The organism is Caballeronia sp. dw_276 (assembly GCF_018449635.1).
Lineage (GTDB): Bacteria > Pseudomonadota > Gammaproteobacteria > Burkholderiales > Burkholderiaceae > Caballeronia.
This window is the reverse complement of the sequence record NZ_JAAVUV010000020.1, coordinates 48,675-66,071: the sequence shown is the minus strand read 5'-3', so window position 1 is coordinate 66,071 and position 17,397 is coordinate 48,675. Positions and strand designations below refer to the sequence as shown.

12 protein-coding genes are annotated in these 17,397 nt (G+C 60.5%); 4 read left to right on the top strand and 8 right to left on the bottom strand.

Annotation, left to right across the window (positions count from 1 at the left end):
• Window positions 1–899: 899 nt before the first annotated feature.
• Complete coding sequence (locus tag HB633_RS29575; RefSeq protein ID WP_213781677.1) at window positions 900–1,712, bottom strand: EAL domain-containing protein; 813 nt, start codon at window positions 1,710–1,712, stop codon at window positions 900–902.
• Between the two features lie 184 nt (window positions 1,713–1,896).
• On the opposite strand from HB633_RS29575, the gene hmgA reads away from it, so the two are divergent.
• Window positions 1,897–3,240 carry a homogentisate 1,2-dioxygenase gene (gene hmgA / locus HB633_RS29570; protein WP_213781676.1) on the top strand — a complete coding sequence of 448 codons (1,344 nt, stop codon included), beginning with the start codon at window positions 1,897–1,899 and terminating at the stop codon, window positions 3,238–3,240.
• A gap of 10 nt (window positions 3,241–3,250) precedes the next feature.
• On the opposite strand, the gene HB633_RS29565 is transcribed toward hmgA, so the two are convergent.
• A complete protein-coding gene (locus tag HB633_RS29565) occupies window positions 3,251–4,423 on the bottom strand; it encodes an MFS transporter (protein ID WP_213781675.1) in 1,173 nt (390 codons plus the stop codon).
• A gap of 183 nt (window positions 4,424–4,606) precedes the next feature.
• On the opposite strand from HB633_RS29565, the gene HB633_RS29560 reads away from it, so the two are divergent.
• A complete protein-coding gene (locus HB633_RS29560) occupies window positions 4,607–5,047 on the top strand; it encodes a hypothetical protein (protein WP_213781674.1) in 441 nt (146 codons plus the stop codon).
• Here HB633_RS29560 and pdeM read toward each other — a convergent pair.
• The 6 genes from pdeM to HB633_RS29530 form a co-directional block, all read right to left on the bottom strand.
• Window positions 5,041–5,718 carry a ligase-associated DNA damage response endonuclease PdeM gene (gene pdeM, locus HB633_RS29555; RefSeq protein ID WP_213781673.1) on the bottom strand — a complete coding sequence of 226 codons (678 nt, stop codon included), beginning with the start codon at window positions 5,716–5,718 and terminating at the stop codon, window positions 5,041–5,043. The genes HB633_RS29560 and pdeM overlap by 7 nt on opposite strands.
• The gene (locus tag HB633_RS29550; protein WP_213781672.1) at window positions 5,715–8,270 is read right to left on the bottom strand and encodes a ligase-associated DNA damage response DEXH box helicase; all 2,556 of its coding nucleotides are present in this window, start codon (window positions 8,268–8,270) and stop codon (window positions 5,715–5,717) included. The genes pdeM and HB633_RS29550 overlap by 4 nt, the downstream gene beginning before the upstream one ends.
• Entirely contained in the window at window positions 8,267–9,925 is a 1,659-nt protein-coding gene (locus HB633_RS29545) for an ATP-dependent DNA ligase (RefSeq protein ID WP_213781671.1), read from the bottom strand. Before HB633_RS29545 ends, HB633_RS29550 begins: the two co-directional genes overlap by 4 nt.
• Entirely contained in the window at window positions 9,922–10,989 is a 1,068-nt protein-coding gene (locus HB633_RS29540) for a ligase-associated DNA damage response exonuclease (protein WP_213781670.1), read from the bottom strand. The genes HB633_RS29545 and HB633_RS29540 overlap by 4 nt, the downstream gene beginning before the upstream one ends.
• 226 nt (window positions 10,990–11,215) lie before the next feature.
• Window positions 11,216–12,202, bottom strand: a complete 987-nt coding sequence (locus tag HB633_RS29535; protein WP_276572792.1) for a 2-hydroxyacid dehydrogenase — start codon at window positions 12,200–12,202, stop codon at window positions 11,216–11,218.
• Window positions 12,203–12,248: 46 nt separating this feature from the next.
• The gene (locus HB633_RS29530) at window positions 12,249–13,232 is read right to left on the bottom strand and encodes a LysR family transcriptional regulator (protein WP_213781668.1); all 984 of its coding nucleotides are present in this window, start codon (window positions 13,230–13,232) and stop codon (window positions 12,249–12,251) included.
• Window positions 13,233–13,839: 607 nt separating this feature from the next.
• Here HB633_RS29530 and aspT (HB633_RS29525) point away from each other — a divergent pair.
• A complete protein-coding gene (gene aspT, locus HB633_RS29525) occupies window positions 13,840–15,522 on the top strand; it encodes an aspartate-alanine antiporter (RefSeq protein WP_213781667.1) in 1,683 nt (560 codons plus the stop codon).
• 81 nt (window positions 15,523–15,603) lie between these two features.
• Entirely contained in the window at window positions 15,604–17,325 is a 1,722-nt protein-coding gene (gene aspT / locus HB633_RS29520; protein WP_213781666.1) for an aspartate-alanine antiporter, read from the top strand.
• The last annotated feature ends 72 nt before the right edge of the window (window positions 17,326–17,397 follow it).

Genomic DNA, 17,397 nt, shown 5'->3' with positions numbered 1-17,397 from the left:
TCCAAACGAGGGCACATAAGTGTCCCGAGCGTGCACTGATAACTATTTGGTACCCCAAAAGCACGCTTGGCGAATAACTTCGAACACTTGAAACCCTCCCCCTCCGAACACAGATACCCACACGCTTCGCCATCAGTGTGGGAATCCGTTTATACGGAAACCTGGCCCACGTATAACAACGGGTTAGCCAATAACAGGTTCAAAGCATCCTGGACCCGAAACTTCCTCACCGGCACGGCCGACCCTTCGTTTTGGGCATCAGCGCGCGCAGCGCGGAAGCCTGGTTAACGGATTCCCACACTGGTGGCGAAGCGTGTGGGTTGCCGTTGCCGGAGGGGGAGGGTTTCAACTGTTCGGGGTTATACGCTGAGCGTGCTTTTGGGGTACCAAATAGTTGTAACTGCACGCTGTGGACACTTAAGAATTAGCGGTTGAAAGGCGTTTTCTTTGCTTCGTTTCTTTGTCGCCGTTGGACAAAGAAATGAAGTGCCGCCACGCACAGTGGCTAATAGTGCTAAAGAAATCAGATAAGACAGGACGCGCAAAGGCCCAAAAAGCAGCAACCCGGCATTGACTCCGACTGCTACAAACAACCGCCCGAGCGCCAGCGTTAAAACCTTGTGAAATGAAGTGCCGCCACGCACAGTGGCTAACAGTGCTAGAGAGAACAGCCAAAACGAAACGCGAGGTAGCCTAAAAAGCAGCAACCCGGCATCGACCCCGACCTCTACAAATGACCATCCGAGCGCCAGCGTTAAAACCTGTGAAATGAAGTGCCGCCACGCACAGTGGCTAATAGTGCTAAAGAAATCAGATAAGACGAAACGCGCGAAGGCCCAAAAAGCAGCAACCCGGCATCAACCCCGACCACAAGCCAAACCCCGGCCCAAGCGCCAGCGTTATTCCTCATGCACTTCAAACGCCGGCCCCTGCACAAAATTCACATCGAACTGTTGCAGCGCATCGAACTGCGCTTCATCCGCCACGTTGCTGAAGATCAGCGGAATCCTCAATCTGTGCGCATACCCGACCAACGGCTTGACCACCGAATCCCGCAACGCCGCGCCGGCATCCATCTTGATGAAATCAAGCCGCGCCATATCCGACACCGCCATGACCTGCCCCGCGTTCGCCAGATTCCCCGCAACCTTGAAGCCGTACTTCTGATAACTCTTGACGAGATACCCAAGAAAGGTCCGGTGTGCAACCGCCGCCGACGGCAACTCAATCACGATCCGCGCCGGATTCAACCCAAACTCGATCAGCACAGAAGAAAAGTGCTTCCCATGGTCGTACTTCACGCTCTTCAGCAAACGCTCGTGAACCCGCAAGAACAACAATCCAGGCCGCTGCGCACCAAAGAAATTGAACGCGTGCAACGCGCGTGAAAGACGATCGAGTTCGACAAGCCGCGGGTCATCGTCGAGTTGAGCGAAAGGGTCGAAAGGCGCGCCATCGGCAGTGAGAGTCAATGCCTGAAAACCAAGTTCATCGCCAAAACGCTCCGCACTTTCCACCGATGCCGTCAGCGATTGCGGCAAGCCGCGCGTGCTGACATCGAAGATGGGCTCGTAAGCGCTAGCCAGAGTGAAACCGTCGTAGAACGCAACGGCCGATTCCGCGCGCGCCTTCTCGCCCATGACAATGCGCGCGCCCGGAAAAGGATAGTCCGAGGCGCGCGCGACGAGTTGCTGGACGGTCGGCGCAATCATTTAGGCGGGGCTCTCTTGCAATGTAGCGTCGATGGTAGCAGCGCCGCGCATGACGCTTTGCACAAAATCCACATATCGATATGCATCGGTATCAATCGGCCGATACATGCCTAGGGTTAACAATAGTTTTACCTATCGTAATTCGTTTTACCATGCGTAATAAATTTGCCGATGGAACAAACGAATGAACCCAGAACCGCCCGCGGTTTTCACAAGCCATACTGACGCCAGTCAGCATTACCAATCGGGCTTCGCCGCCGATTTCGCGACCGAAGCGTTGCCCGGCGCGTTGCCGCTCGGGCGTAACTCTCCGCAGCGCGTGAACTATGGTTTGTACGCCGAGCAGCTTTCGGGCACGGCGTTCACCGCGCCGCGCGGGCATAACCGGCGGTCCTGGTTGTATCGGATCAGGCCGGCGGCCGTGCATCAGCCGTTCACGCAAATCGAGGCGGCGAACAAACTCGTGGCGAACTTCGCCGAGGTGCCGCCCACACCACCCAATCAGCTTCGATGGGACCCGTTGCCCATGCCCGACGCGCCGACGGATTTCATCGACGGCTGGGTGACGATGGCCGGCAACGGCGCCGCCGAATCCATGCAGGGTTGCGCGATCCATCTGTACGCCGCGAATCGATCGATGCAGGATCGTTTCTTCTATAACGCCGATGGCGAGTTGCTGATCGTGCCGCAAGAAGGGCGCTTGTCCATCGCTACAGAACTCGGACGCCTCGATATCGAACCATTCGAAATCGCCGTCATTCCGCGTGGCGTGCGCTTCTCGGTGACGCTGCCGGATGGCACGGCGCGCGGTTATATCTGCGAGAACTTCGGCGCGCTGTTGCGCTTGCCGGATCTGGGACCGATCGGTTCGAACGGCCTCGCGAATCCGCGCGATTTCCTCACGCCGCATGCATCGTACGAAGATCGCGAGGGCGCGTTCGAACTCGTCGCGAAGATGAACGGCGTGTTGTGGCGCGCGGACATCGGTCATTCACCGCTCGATGTGGTCGCGTGGCACGGTAACTACGCGCCGTACAAATACGACCTGCGCCTGTTCAACACCATGGGTTCGATAAGCTTCGATCACCCCGATCCGTCGATCTTTCTCGTCTTGCAATCGCAGACGGATACGCCGGGTGTCGATGCCAACGACTTCGTGATTTTTCCGCCGCGCTGGCTCGCAAGCGAGAACACGTTTCGTCCGCCGTGGTTTCATCGGAATGTGGCGAGCGAGTTCATGGGCCTGGTCCACGGCGTGTATGACGCGAAGTCCGAAGGCTTCATGCCGGGTGGCTCGAGCTTGCACAACTGCATGTCGGGCCATGGACCGGATGCCGGAACCTTCGACAAAGCGTCGAACGCGGATACATCGAAGCCGGTGAAGGTGGGCGACACGATGGCGTTCATGTTCGAAACGCGCACGCTGATCAAGCCGACGCGCTTCGCGCTCGAAACCGCGCAATTGCAGGCGCATTACTACGAATGCTGGCGGGGGCTCACCAAGCATTTCAACCCCGGGCAACGTTAAGCGTTCTGGCTTAAACCGTCTGCCCGATACCCATGCGGCGCGCGCGTTTGTCGAGCGTAGCCGAGAGCAAGGTCAGGCCGAACGCGCCGCACGCCATCAGCACGCCGACCCAGGGAAGCGTGCTGAGCGACGCGCCCGCGCCGATCGCCATGCCGCCAAGCCAGGCGCCCGTCGCGTTGCCGAGATTGAACGCGCCTTGATTGAGCGTGGATGCAAGATTGGGGGCATCGGCTGCACGATTCACAATCAACATTTGCAACGGCGGCACGATTCCGAACGCAAGCACGCCCCAGATGAAGATGGTGATCATCGCGGGAATCGCAGCGCGCATGGTCGCCGCGAAAATCGCCTGCACAATGATGATCGCCATAAGAAACGTCAGCAGCGAGCGCAGCAGTTTCCAGTCGGCGAGCTTGCCGCCGAGCGTGCTGCCAACGGTCAGTCCAAGCCCGAACAGCAACAGCACGAGCGTGACCGCGTGCGGGGAGAAACCGGTGACGTCTTCGAGGATCGGCGTGATGTACGTGAAAACGGAAAACAGGCTCGCCGATGCCAGCACGCTGATGCCCAGCACCATCAGTACTTGCGGGTTCCTGAGCACCCTGAATTCGCGCAGGATGCTGGATTCGCGCATCTCGATGTGCTTTGGCAAACAAACCCACAACGCGCCGGCCGCCGCCAGTCCGATCAACGTGACGACCCAGAACGTGGCGCGCCATCCGGCCACCTGGCCGAGCGCGGTGCCAAGCGGCACGCCGAGCACGTTCGCGAGCGTGAGCCCCGTGAACATCAACGCAATGGCTTGCGCGCGGCGGTTCGGCGCGACGAGGTCCGCCGCCACGACCGAGCCGATGCCGAAGAACGCGCCGTGACAGAACGCGGTCGCAACGCGCGCGGCCATCAGCACCCAGTATCCCGGCGCAACGGCGCACAGCATATTGCCGACAATGAACACGCCCATCAGAACCATCAGCGCTTTCTTGCGCGGCATTTTCGCGGTGACGATGGCGAGGATCGGCGCGCCTATGGTCACGCCAAGCGCATAGCCGGATACGAGCATGCCGGCGGCGGGTATCGACACACCGAGGTCGCGCGCGACGTTGGGCAGCAGGCCCATGATGACGAATTCGGTCGTGCCGATGCCAAACGCGGCGATAGCGAGGGCGAAAAGGGGCAGAGGCATGGAGTGCGGGGAGGATCGGGCGGCTGGAGGGTTCAAATTGTACCGAACGTTTTACGATTTGATCGGTGGAAACCCTGAGATTTCGAGCGCTGATTCAGTGAGTTGGCCTTTTCGCCGATGAATGTTGCTTTTCGTGAACGGCAGGTCTAGTTTGCGGAATGCCGTTTTTATGAAGGATCTTCAATGAACGTATCTCGCACCGTTTTCCCGTTGCTGCTGGCCATGTGCGTCGTGCCAGGCGCCTTTGCACAAGACACGGATTCGAGCGCCGGACCTATCCGTACCACGGCGGGAAGCGTGACGTTCGTCCAGCAGGGAAACAACATCGATGCGCAGCTCGATGGCGCGACGTTCGACCGTTTGAACGCCCGGCGTATCGCGCATTTTGTCGAGCCGTCCGGTGCCCGAATGATTGTCGAAGCCTTCGATAACGGCGCGCCCGAACTCCTTCTCTACGACTTCACGAAGCGCCCGCCGGCGGTCGAGCGCATCGGACGGCGCATGAAGCTGACCGGCGTGTTCTGGCAGCGCGATGAAGTCGTGCTCAAAAGTGGCGAGGGCTGGTACAGGTTCCAGCGCGGCACGCTGACGAAGCTGGTTTCATCGAAGACGATTTATCACTGAGCTTGAGCCTGGGGACGCACCGGCATCACGCGCTCGCCCGCGACCACGAAGATGCGTTCGTTGCGTGCGTTCTCATTGACCTCGTAACCGCCCGTGAACGCGCCGAACGCGGGGAGGACGCCGGCATCGGCGGCGAAGCGAAAGCAGGGCAGGCGCACGCTGTCCCGCCGGGTCGCCACGCGATATACCGGATGCTCGTGACCAGCGAGCGCAAACGCTCCCGCCACTCGCTGCGGGTAGTGACACAACGCCCACGGTCCCAGCCGATAAGGCTCATCGACCACTTCCATCTTCAGCATTTCGGGCGGTCCGCCGGCGTGACGATCGTGATTGCCTTCCACGAGCACGAGTCGCAGCGCTGCATGTCTTAAGCGCCACTCGGCGAGCGCGTGTAACGTCGCGGCCGCGTGTGATTCCCTTGCGTGCAGCAAGTCGCCGAGAAAAACCACGCAGGCGGGGCGATGCGTGACGATCAACGCATCGAGCCGCGCAAGCGTCTCGGCGGTCGATCCTTCCGGCACCGGAATCCCTCGCGCGCGAAACACCGCGTCCTTGCCAAAATGCGCATCGGCGATAAACAACGTCTTCAGCACCGGATCGAATGCCGCGCGCGCCGCCGACAACACCAGCGCATGCCCGCCCGCATCCACCGTCATCGCTTCGATCATCATGCGCGCGCCGCCTTCTCAAGATCGGCGAGCATGCGCGCGACCCGATCCGAAAGCTTCTCGGTACTCACCTTTTCGCGAAGCCGCGCGATGATCAGCGGAAACGCAAATGGCGTCGGCTTCTTCGGATGCGTGAGCACAAGCCGGCTCGTGTTCATGCTTTGGAGCGCCGCACGCATGCGTTCGAGTTCGAGTTCCTGCAACATCACTTCTTCCTCGGCCTGCGCGAGCAGCAGGTTGTCGCTGTCGTGCCGGCGAAAAACTTCATAGAACAATCCGCTCGATGCCTGCAATTGCCGCGCGCTTTTTTGCTGGCCGGGGTGGCCCTGGAAGATCAAACCGGACACGCGCGCGATCTCGCGAAAACGCCGCGCCGCGAGCTCCGATGAATTGAGGCTCGCGAGAATGTCGTGTTCGAGATTATCGGGCGAAAAAAGTCCTTCCTGTATCAGCGTTTCCCAGTCGAACGGCAGCGCGGAGAGCAACTCGAAGCCGTAATCGTTCATCGATATGGAGAAGGTACTGGGCTGATCGCGCGCCACGCGCCAGCCGATCAATGACCCCAAGCCGATATGCGCCATGCGCCCCGCGAACGGATAACAAAACAGATGATGCCCCTCGCGCGAACGGATCATTTCGACCAGCAGCACGCCGGGTTCCGGCAACGCGGACCACTTCGCCTGCAACTCCAGCAGCGGACGCACGGCCTGCATCTCGGGTTCATCGTAGACGCCGTTGACGGCGCGGGCGAGCATCATCAGCGTGGCTTCGGCGAGTTCGGACGAAAGCGGCATGCGGCTGCCGGCCCATTGCGGCATCGCGCCACGCGAGGACGTCGCGCGCTTCACATACGCGGTCATGTCGCGCACGCGGATCAGTTCGAGCGCGCGTCCGCCGAACGTGAAGACGTCGCCGGGTTTCAGGCGCGAGATGAACGATTCTTCCATCGCCCCGATCCGGCCGCCCGTCATGTACGCCACGTTGATGGTCGCGTTCGCGACGATCGTGCCGACGTTGTTCCGGTGGCGCCGGATCAGATCCTCGCGCGGCACGCGATACACGCCATCGGCACCCGGCATCACGCGATGAAAATCCGGATACGCCGCGAGCGACGCGCCGCCGCGTTCCACGAAGGCCAGCGCCCAGTCGAATTCCTGCTGCGTGAGATCGCGATACGCGTAGGTGGTGCGGACTTCATCGAAGAGATCAGGCGCCTTGAAGCCCCCGCCGATGGCAATGCTCACGAGATGCTGCACGAGGACGTCGAGCGGCTTGTAGGGCATCTCGCGGCCTTCTATATGGCGTTCCTCGACCGCCCATCGTGCAGCGGCGGCTTCGACGAGTTCGAGCGCATGCGTTGGCACGATGGTCACGCGTGACGCGCGTCCCGGCGCGTGTCCCGATCGTCCCGCGCGTTGCATCAAGCGCGCGACGCCCTTCGGCGAGCCGATCTGGAACACGCGGTCAACCGGCAGGAAATCGACGCCGAGATCAAGGCTCGAAGTACACACCACGGCCTTCAGCTGGCCGTTCTTCAACCCGAGTTCAACCCACTCGCGGACTTCCTTGTCGAGCGAACCGTGATGCAGCGCGATCAGCCCGGCCCAGTCGGGCCGCAAATCCAGCAGCGCCCGGTACCAGATCTCCGATTGCGAACGCGTGTTGGTGAAGACGAGCGAACTGCGCGCCTTATCGATTTCAGCCGCGACCGGTTCGACTTGCCGCACGCCGAGATGGCCGCCCCACGGAAAGCGTTCGATGGTATCGGGGATCAGCGTATCGACAATCAAGGTTTTCGGTTGTGCGCCGCGCACCGCGACGCGCGGCGTTTTCACGGGCGCGAGCAACGCGTCCTTGGCGAGTTCGAGATTGCCGAGCGTCGCCGACAAACCCCATACCTGCAACTCCGGCCGCCAATGTGCGAGACGGGCCAGCGCGAGTTGCGTTTGCGTGCCGCGTTTGTTGCCGAGCAACTCATGCCATTCATCGACGACGACGAGGCGCACGTGTTTCATTTCGTCGATGGCGTTCGCGCGCGTGAGCATCAACGTAAGGCTCTCTGGCGTGGTGACCAGTGCCGACGGCATGCGCTTGTTTTGCCGCGCGCGTTCGGCGGATTGCGTGTCGCCGGTGCGCAAGCCGATGCTCCACGGCACCGCGAGTCCGCTCACCGCGGCTTGCAATGCGCGGGCGGTATCGGCGGCGAGGGCGCGCATCGGCGTGATCCACAACACGGTCAACGGTGCGGGACTTTTTTGTTCGCGCCCGTACGCGGCCAACGCGCCGAGCCACACGGCCCACGTTTTCCCCGCGCCCGTTGTTGCGTGCAGCAGGCCGCTCGCGCCACCTTGAATCGCTTCCCATACTTCGCGCTGAAACGGAAACGGCTGCCGGTCGTTGTGCTCGAACCATGCGTTCAGGCGTGTATCGAAAGGGATGCTTTCAGCTTCGGGATCGAGTACGACCGGCACCGGCTGAAACAGCTCGGCGAGCGCGTCCGACTTCGCCTGAGCCGCGCGCGTTTTCGGCACTCGACGCGGACGCGGCGCGCTCAATTTGCGGCTCCATCGAGGAAACCCTCGAGCATGGCGAGCGTGTCGGCGTCGTCGATCTGCTTGTCAGTGCGCCATCGCAACATGCGCGGGAACCTCACCGCGATGCCGGATTTATGGCGCGGACTTGCTTGTATTCCTTCGAAGCCGATCTCGAAGACGAGCGTCGGCGTGACGCTTCGCACCGGTCCGAATTTTTCGATGGTCGTCTTGCGCACGATGGCATCGACCTTGCGCATTTCTTCATCGGTGAGGCCCGAATAGGCTTTCGCGAAAGGCACGAGCGTGCGCACGCCGTCGGCTTCGTCCCACACGGCGAACGTGAAGTCGGTGTACAGACTCGCCCGGCGTCCATGACCGCGTTGCGCGTAGAGCAGCACGGCATCGATGGCATATGGCTCGATCTTCCACTTCCACCACGTTCCCGATGCCTTCGTGCGGCCGACGCCGTACATCGAATCACGGCCTTTGAGCATCAGCCCTTCCACGCCGCGGCCGCGGCTTTCTTCGCGCAATGCGGCGAGCGCGGTCCAGTCGCCGGCATTCACGACCGGCGAGACACGCAGCAAATCCACCGCGAGTTCGTTCGCCAATGCATCGAGTTGCGTGCGGCGTTCTATCAAGGGCGTCATGCGCAGGTCGCGGCCTTCGGCTTCGAGCAAATCGTAGGCAAGAAACGTCGCGGGTGAATCGGCGAGCACTTTCTTCGATAAGGTCTTGCGCGTGATCCGCGGTTGCAGACGCGCGAACGGCAAGGGCGCATCGGCGCCCGGTTCCCACGCGAGTATTTCGCCATCGATCACAGTGCCGTCGGCGAGCGCTTCGCCCAGGGCGGCGATCTCCGGAAAGCGGTCGGTGATGAGATCTTCACCACGCGACCAGACCCACACGCGCCCGCCGCGCTTCACCAGTTGCGCGCGAATCCCGTCCCACTTCCATTCGATGACCCAATCCGCCGGTGCGCCGAGCGTGGCCGGATCGGCTTGCAAGGGATGCGCGAGAAAGAACGGATAAGGCAAGCCGATATCGCTTTCATGCGGGGCGGCGGTTTCATCGTCGGGTGAGGTTTCGGGCGCGACCAGCCGGAGATAGCGCGCGGCGTCCGGCGCCTGGCGCGAGTCGGTCCAGCCGACCATGCGTTGCGCGATGCGTTTGTGATCGACGCCCGCGACCTCCGCCAGCGCGCGCACGACAAGCTGCCGCGCGACGCCGACGCGAAATCCGCCGCCAATCAGCTTGGTCAGCAAGAAGCGCTCGCCCCAGTCGAGTTCGTCCCAGTATCCGAGCAAACGCGTCTTGAGTTCATCGGGTTCGACGCCGCGCAAGGTCAGCACGCGGCTTTCTATCCATTGCGCAAGGCCTAGCTCGGACGTGCGTTCCGCGGGCGGCAAAATGTGCGCGATGGTTTCGGCGAGGTCGCCGACGGCCTGATACGACTCTTCGAAAAGCCATTCGGGCAGCCGGGCGCGCTCGCGGGCAAATTCGCTGAGAAGGCGCGTGGGTACGGATTGGCGCGGCTTGCCGCCGCTCAGGAAATACGACGCCCATGCCGCGTCCTCGGGCTCCGCCGCCGAGAAGTACGCGATCAGCGCCTCGAGTTTTTCTTTCGTCGATGTCGTGCCGTCGAGCGCGGTGTATAACGCGGCGAAGCGCTTCATTGAGGGGCCGCCTCGGCTTGAGTGGCTTGGGTGGCTTCGGCGGCATCGGCCGCGTCCGCTTCGATCGCATCGTCGCCGTATTCGGTCGTGAACGCGCCGGCTTCGAGTCCTTGCTCGCGCAGCCACCGGACCATCGGTTCAATCTGGCCGTGCGTGACGATCACGCGTTCAGCCTTCGTCGCGCCGATAGCCTGCTGCAGGCCCGGCCAGTCCGCGTGATCGGACAGCACGAAACCGCGATCCAGGCCGCGCCGGCGCCTGGTGCCGCGCAAGCGCATCCAGCCGGAAGCGAAGGCATCGCTGTAATCGCCGAAACGCCGCATCCACGTGCTGCCTTGCGCCGACGGCGGCGCAATGATCAACGCGCCCTTGAACACGGCTTTGTCTTTCGCGGCGATATCGCTGACAAGGCGCGTTTCCGGCAACGCCACGCCCGATGCCCGATACGCCCGGTTCAGCGGTTCCACGGCGCCATGACAAAAGATTGGCCCGATAGTCGCATCGACGCCGGCAAGAATCCGCTGCGCCTTGCCAAACGAATAGCAGAACAGGACGGATGCGCGTCCTTCTGCCGCGTTGTGCCGCCACCACGAATCGATGCCGCCGAAGGTGACGTGCGACGGATCCCATCTGTAGATCGGCAGGCCGAAAGTGGACTCCGTAATGAAGGTGTCGCAGCGAACGGGTTCGAACGGCGCGCAGGTCGGGTCGGGGTCGACTTTGTAGTCGCCCGATGCAACCCATACGCGGCCTGCATGCTCGACGCGCACTTGCGCCGATCCGAGCACGTGCCCGGCGGGGTGGAGCGAGACGGTGACGCCATTGATCACAAGGCGCTCGCCGTACGGAACGCCTTGCAGGTCGATGCCGGGTAAGCGCGAGAGCAATACACCAACGCCCGCATCTGCCGCAAGATAGCGGGCGTGTCCGAAACGGGCGTGATCTGCATGGGCGTGCGTGATGATTGCCCGATCGACCGGCCGCCATGGATCGATAAAAAAGTCGCCCGGCGGGCAATAAAGGCCTTCAGGCCTCGCAACAATCAGGTCTTTCGATTCGTCCAACCCGCCACCCGCTTGGAAAAGGCACAAAACGACCGGAAGCGGTCGATAGGGCTATTACCCAAGCAAATGGTGTGCCTTTGCAAATGGATCAGATAGACATCTTCCCTTTTTAATTTGTATGAAGAATAGAAAAGTTAATAAAAATGTCCGGACTAATCAATTGCCCGGTTTCAAATTATCTTATTGGATCGCGCATTGCCAATGCGCGATGTCCGAATGAGAAGTTTTAGAAATCTGTTTGATTACGCGGTGAACCGTCAAACCACGCTTTTACGTTTCCAAGTGTCGTGTTTGCAATCTCGCTCAGGGCTTCCCGCGTAAAGAACGCCTGATGAGAAGTAACGATCACATTTGGAAAGGAGAGTAAGCGCGCAAGGACATCGTCCTGAAGCAGATGATTCGAATGGTCTTCGAAGAACAGTCCGCCTTCTTCTTCATAGACATCCAGTCCCAGGTGACCCAGTTGTCCGCTTTTCAACGCATCCACGAGCGCGCTGCTATCGATTAAACCGCCGCGGCCCGTATTGATCAGCATTGCCCCATGTTTCATCTGTGCGAGCGCATCTGCGTCGATCAGGTGATAAGTGGAAGGCAGGAGTGGGCAATGCAGACTGACAATATCGGATTGAGCAAGCAGTGCTTCAAGCGGCAGATAACGCGCCCCGGCCGCAATCAGGTCCTCTGCGGGCGGCCCTGGATCGTGTGCCAGCAAAGTCATACCGAAACCGGCCATGATTTTGCCGAACACACGTCCAATGACTCCTGTACCGACAATCCCGAGCGTCTTGCCGTGCAAATCGAAACCCAGCAAGCCGTTAAGCGAAAAATCACCATCGCGGGTTCGGGCATAAGCGCGATGCAACTTGCGGTTAAGCGTCAGGATCAAACCAACTGCATGCTCGGCGACCGCGTGCGGCGAATAAGCCGGCACCCGGACCACGCCGATTCCAAGCCGCTTTGCGGCAGCCAGATCGACGTGGTTGAAACCCGCCGAGCGCAGTGCCACAAGTTGAGTGCCGCCGTCGTGAAGCGTTTCCAGCACGGCTTCGTCGACGACGTCATTGACAAATGGGCATACCACTTTGCAACCGTGCGCCAGTACCGCCGTCTGCGCGTCGAGTTGCGATTCCTGGAACTGCAGGGCGTAGCCGAATGCCGCGTTTGCCTCGGTGAAGACGTCGCGATCATATTGACGGCTGCTGAAGACGATCATTGAGACCGACATCGAGTTCTAACCCCGCTTTCATGCACAAAACGTTTTAATTGGCGATAGCAGTGGCCGGACGCGCCATCGAAAGCCGGGCCAGAACGCTGTCCGGATGCTGCGGTACGCCGACTTCGCCCCCCGGGCCCATATGTTCGAGAGTGTAATCGATGAAAGCACGGGTTTTGGCAGGCAGATACTGGCGCCCGGGATACACGATCGATACCTTGACATCGGGGTCGTCGATCGCGTAATCGCCGAGCACGCGCACGAGCGATCCGTCCTCCAGATCCTTTGACACAACGCCTTCCGGAAGGATCGAGATGCCCATGTGAGCGAGCGTGCCGAGCCGGACCATCAGCGCGCTGTTGACCGTGTAGACGGGCGCGAGCGTGACCTGGTCGGCGCTGCCGTTGCTGCGATGGCGGAAGTGCCACGTCGCGCTGCGCATCTCGCTTGGCAACGCCACGAATGAATGATGCAGCAGATCGGCAGGCTGGCTGGGCGAGCCGTGCTCCTCGAGATAGGCGGGCGTGGCGACCGGAATCAGCGTGTTGGTGGCGACAGGACGTTCGACCAGCGCCGTGCTCGACACCATGAATGCAGTCACGATTCCCACGTCGAAACCATCTTCGACCAGATCGACGTGACGCTCTGAAAGCGTAAGGCGGACATTCACCTTTGGATAAACCTGCCGGAATCCGTCGATGAGCGGCGTAAGCGCCATGAGCGACAGCGATCCGGACGCCACCACGCGCAATGTTCCGCTGGGGTCGCCTTCTGTATGGGCGACCATCGATTCCAGATGGTCGAGCTCTTCGAGTAATGCACGGCAACCTTCGAGATAACGAGTGCCGGCTTCCGTCAGTGAGAGGTTACGAGTCGTTCGATTGATCAGGCGCGTACGCAAATGCGCTTCGAGCATCGCAATGGCGCGAGTAACAAGGGCGTTCGATACATCGAGTTGTTGTGCGGCGCGTCTAAAACTCTCGGTTTCCGACACCCGCACGAACACTCGCATTGCATGGATTTGATTCATCGTCTCTTACCTCTCAGTGTCCTAAATAAATGTTGTGCTGTATTGCGTATCACCCACGCACGCAGCGTTTTTTGTTTCGGTATCAATCGACCACATTGACACCTATGCGGAATTGCAATATCTACTTTATTTCTCGTCTGCATTCCGCATTAACGTAAGACTTTCACATTTGGAAAATCATTGCAATGAAAAATTACACTTCTACCGATTTTGGAATGGATCGTCAGATTTATGCAGGTTTGTGTTTCACGACTCGGACCAGGTGATTTGACCTTTGACATGGCGTTAAACGCATGGCGGTTATTTTTGATCGAAACAATGGACTTTGTCCCAACAATTGCTTCTTGCGGATACGCAGGCCGTGCAAAGCTTCCGGGCGCGTTCCACCTGAATGAGGTATTGGTCTCATCACAAACCACGACATTGCCGTGACTATAAAAAATTTGCAGATCCGGGTTATCGGGATCTTGACAATTGCCAGTCCAGCAGACAGCCAGGCAATATGATTTAACTTTAACGATAATAAATTAGTTAACCGGATCCTTAATTCGAATGCTTTTGAGTGTTTAATCGTTGCAATTCGATATTCAATCGAGGCGATAATTTCATGATTTGGAACTTGTTGGCGCGGCAACCGGAAATTGCCTTATTTGCCAGCCTGGCAATCGGCTTTTTCATCGGTTCTTTCAAGTTGGGTCCAATACAACTGGGAGGTGTGTGCGGAACGCTGATCGTTGCATTGATTCTCGGTCAAAGCGGCGCGCGGCTTTCTCCGGACCTGAAGAACATTGCGTTTGCACTGTTTATCTTTGCACTCGGTTTCACCGGCGGGCCGCAATTCTTTGCCAACATCGGCAGGGGCTGGCGGTATGGGCTTCTGTCGATAGTGGAAATCATCGTCGTGCTCGGACTGGTGCTCGGCGCCGTGGCCTTGTTCAAGCTGGATCGCGGGACGGCGGCCGGCCTGCTTGCCGGCGCCGCGACGGAATCCGCCGTGGTCGGTACGGCGTCTGAAGCCATCGGCAAGCTGGCTTTGCCCGCGGCCGAGATTGCTCGGCTCCAGGCCAATATCGTCACCGCGTATAGCGTGAGTTACCTCTTCGGGCTTGTCACCATTGTCTTATTCACGAGCCAGATCGCGCCGCTGATGTTGCGCGTGAATCTGCGCGACGAGGCCGAGCGTCTCTGGCGCACGCTGGGCGGCGACAGCGCGCTGGGCGAGGGGCAGAAGCTCGCGGCGCCGTCGCTCGTGGCGCGGGAAGTGCGCGTGACGGTTGCGGCGCAAATGCGGATCGATGCGCTGGAAAAGCGCTTCGGCAACGAAATCACCGTTGGGCGTGTCGTGCGCGGCCGCGCGATAGTCAAGGCGCAGCCGGCGCTGGTGTTGAAGCGCGATGACCGCATTGTGGTCGGCGGCCGACGCGCGGTGTTGCTGGAAGCGCTGCCATCGATTGGCGAGGAAGTCACGGGCAGCGATGTCGCCGATGTCTACGCCGAGACGCTCGATGTCATGCTCACCCGGCGCGAGATACATGGGCTGACGGTTGCGCAGGTACGCGCCCGCGCCACACCCGCCGATGGCCACGGCGTCTACATCTCGGCCGTCACGCGCCTGGACAGCACGATTCCGGCGCTGCCCGGAACGGAGTTGCATCGTGGCGATGTGCTGACGCTGATCGGCGCTCCCGAAGACGTCCGGCGCGGCGCGGCGAAGCTGGGTTACATCGTGCGCGCGACGCTCAAGACCGACTTCGTGTTCCTCGGCATTGGCGTGATCCTCGGGATCCTTATCGGACATTTGAGCGCGCAGCTGGGCGATATCCAGATTGCGCTCGGGACGGGCGGGGGATGCCTGCTGTCGGGCTTGCTGTTCGGCTGGATTCGTTCGCGCTTTCCGGTTATCGGCTCGCTGCCTTCCGCCGCCGCGCAAGTGCTGAAGGATTTTGGGTTGTGCACGTTTATCGCGGCCGTGGGTCTTGGCGCCGGCGCCGATGCGATCCGCCTCATCCGTGAATACGGTATTGCCTTGCCGCTCGCGGGCGTTGTCATTACGCTCGGACCGGCGCTCGTGTCGCTCGTGATCGGACGATGGTTGCTCAAACTGGAAGTGCCCATGTTGCTTGGTGCAATAGCGGGCCAGCAATGCAGCACACCTGCAATCAGCGCACTCGTTGGCGTGACGGGCAACGCAACACCTGTTATTGGTTACACGATCACCTATGCGCTGTCGAACGTGTTGCTGCCGCTGATGGGCCCGTTGATTGTCGGGCTCGCTGGCAAGCTCGGATAAGAAGCGAAAAAGCAACAGAAGCGCGAAGCGAAACGCGCTGACGAGAAAGGTCGGACGGGAACACACTCTAGCGAGGGCATTATGGAATGGATACACCAGATTTTCACGAAGTCTCCGGAAATAGCGCTGTTCCTGTCGCTCGCGGCGGGTTACTTCATCGGCCAGATCAACTTTGGTAAGTTCCAGCTGGGCGGGGTCGGCGGGTCGTTACTGGCCGCAGTGGTCATCAGCCAGTTTGGCGTGCAGATCGATAGCGGCGTGAAGTCCGTGATGTTCGCCATCTTCATCTATGCAGTGGGTTACGACTCAGGTCCGCAGTTTTTCAATTCGTTGTCGCGCAAGACGCTGCGTGAGATCGCGATGGCGGTGTTTCTCGCGGTATCGGCGCTGGTCACCGTGCTGATCTGCGCGAAGCTCTTCGGGCTGAACAAGGGCATCGCGGCGGGGTTGGCCGGCGGCGCGCTCACGCAGTCGGCGATCATCGGTACAGCGGGCGATGCCATCGCGCGTCTCGGTCTGCCTGTCGCCGAGACCAAGTCGCTGCAATCCGATGTCGCCATTGCCTACGCCGTGACCTACGTGTTCGGGTCACTCGGGGCGATCATCGTATGCGTCAACATCCTGCCGAAATTCATGGGGCAAGGTTTGAGAGAGGCTGCAGTCGAAGCCGAGAAAAGCTTGCTCGGCGGGACCACCGCGCGTGGGCCGGGACAAACGGCGGCGTTGCCGGAACTCGTCGGGCGCGCTTATCGGGTAACGGGAAACAACGCGGGAGGCGTGGTTACCGGAACAGGCGGCGGGGCGGGGCGGACGGTTGCCGAGATCGAGCTGGCCGGGTCGGACATGATCACCATCGAGCGAATCAGGCGGGCCGGCAAGGCACTCGAACCGCGTCCGGACGTAATGCTGCAGGTCGATGACGTCGTGCTCGTAGTAGGACGGCGCGAGGTGATGGTCGCGACGGCGCCGAACATTGGTGAAGAGGTGGCGGATACGGATGGCATCAGCGTCGTGATGCAGAATCGCCAGGGCGTCTTTACGCGCAAGGGCATGAATCACATGACGATCGCCGCGGTGCGCACGACGGTGGATCGCGACCTGCGTCATGGCGTGTTCGTGCAGGAGATCAGGCGTGCCGACCAGCCGTTGCCGATTCTGCCCGAAACCAAGCTCGAACACGGTGACGTGATCACGTTCTACGGCTCGCCGCAGGATACGAAACGCGCCGTCGATGCAGCCGGTTACGAACTCCCCGTCACCAACAAGACCGACTTCATCTATATGGGCGTGGGGATCGTGCTGGGTCTGCTGATCGGTTTGATCGTAGTGAATGTGGGGGGCGTGCCGTTGACGCTGGGTTCGGGCGGCGGCTGCCTGCTCGCCGGCTTGCTGTTCGGCTGGATGCGCGGCAAGCATCCGATGTACGGCGTCATGCCGTCGGCGGCATCGCAATTGATGAAGGACTTCGGGCTTGCCGCGTTCGTGGCTGCGGTCGGCTTGAACTCGGGATTGCAGGCGGTGGTGACGGTGAAGCAAAGCGGCATGACCATCTTCCTGCTGGGCGTGGTCGTGACCGTACTGCCGCTCATCCTGACGATGATCTTCGGGCGCTACGTCCTGAAGTACAACAACGCTGCGCTGCTGGCAGGCGCGCTAACCGGCTCGCGCAGCGCGAACCCGGCGTTTGGCGCATTGCTGGACAAGACGGAAAGCGCGGTTCCTACCGTGCCGTTCGCGATCACCTATGCGCTCGCCAATGTCTTGCTGACGTTGCTCGGACCGTTGCTCGTGGGTCTGGTCTGATCATTGGGCGAAGGCGTGCGCAGCAAGGGCACGCCTTCGCGCATTGAAATGTTGAACTGCTACGCTCATCCG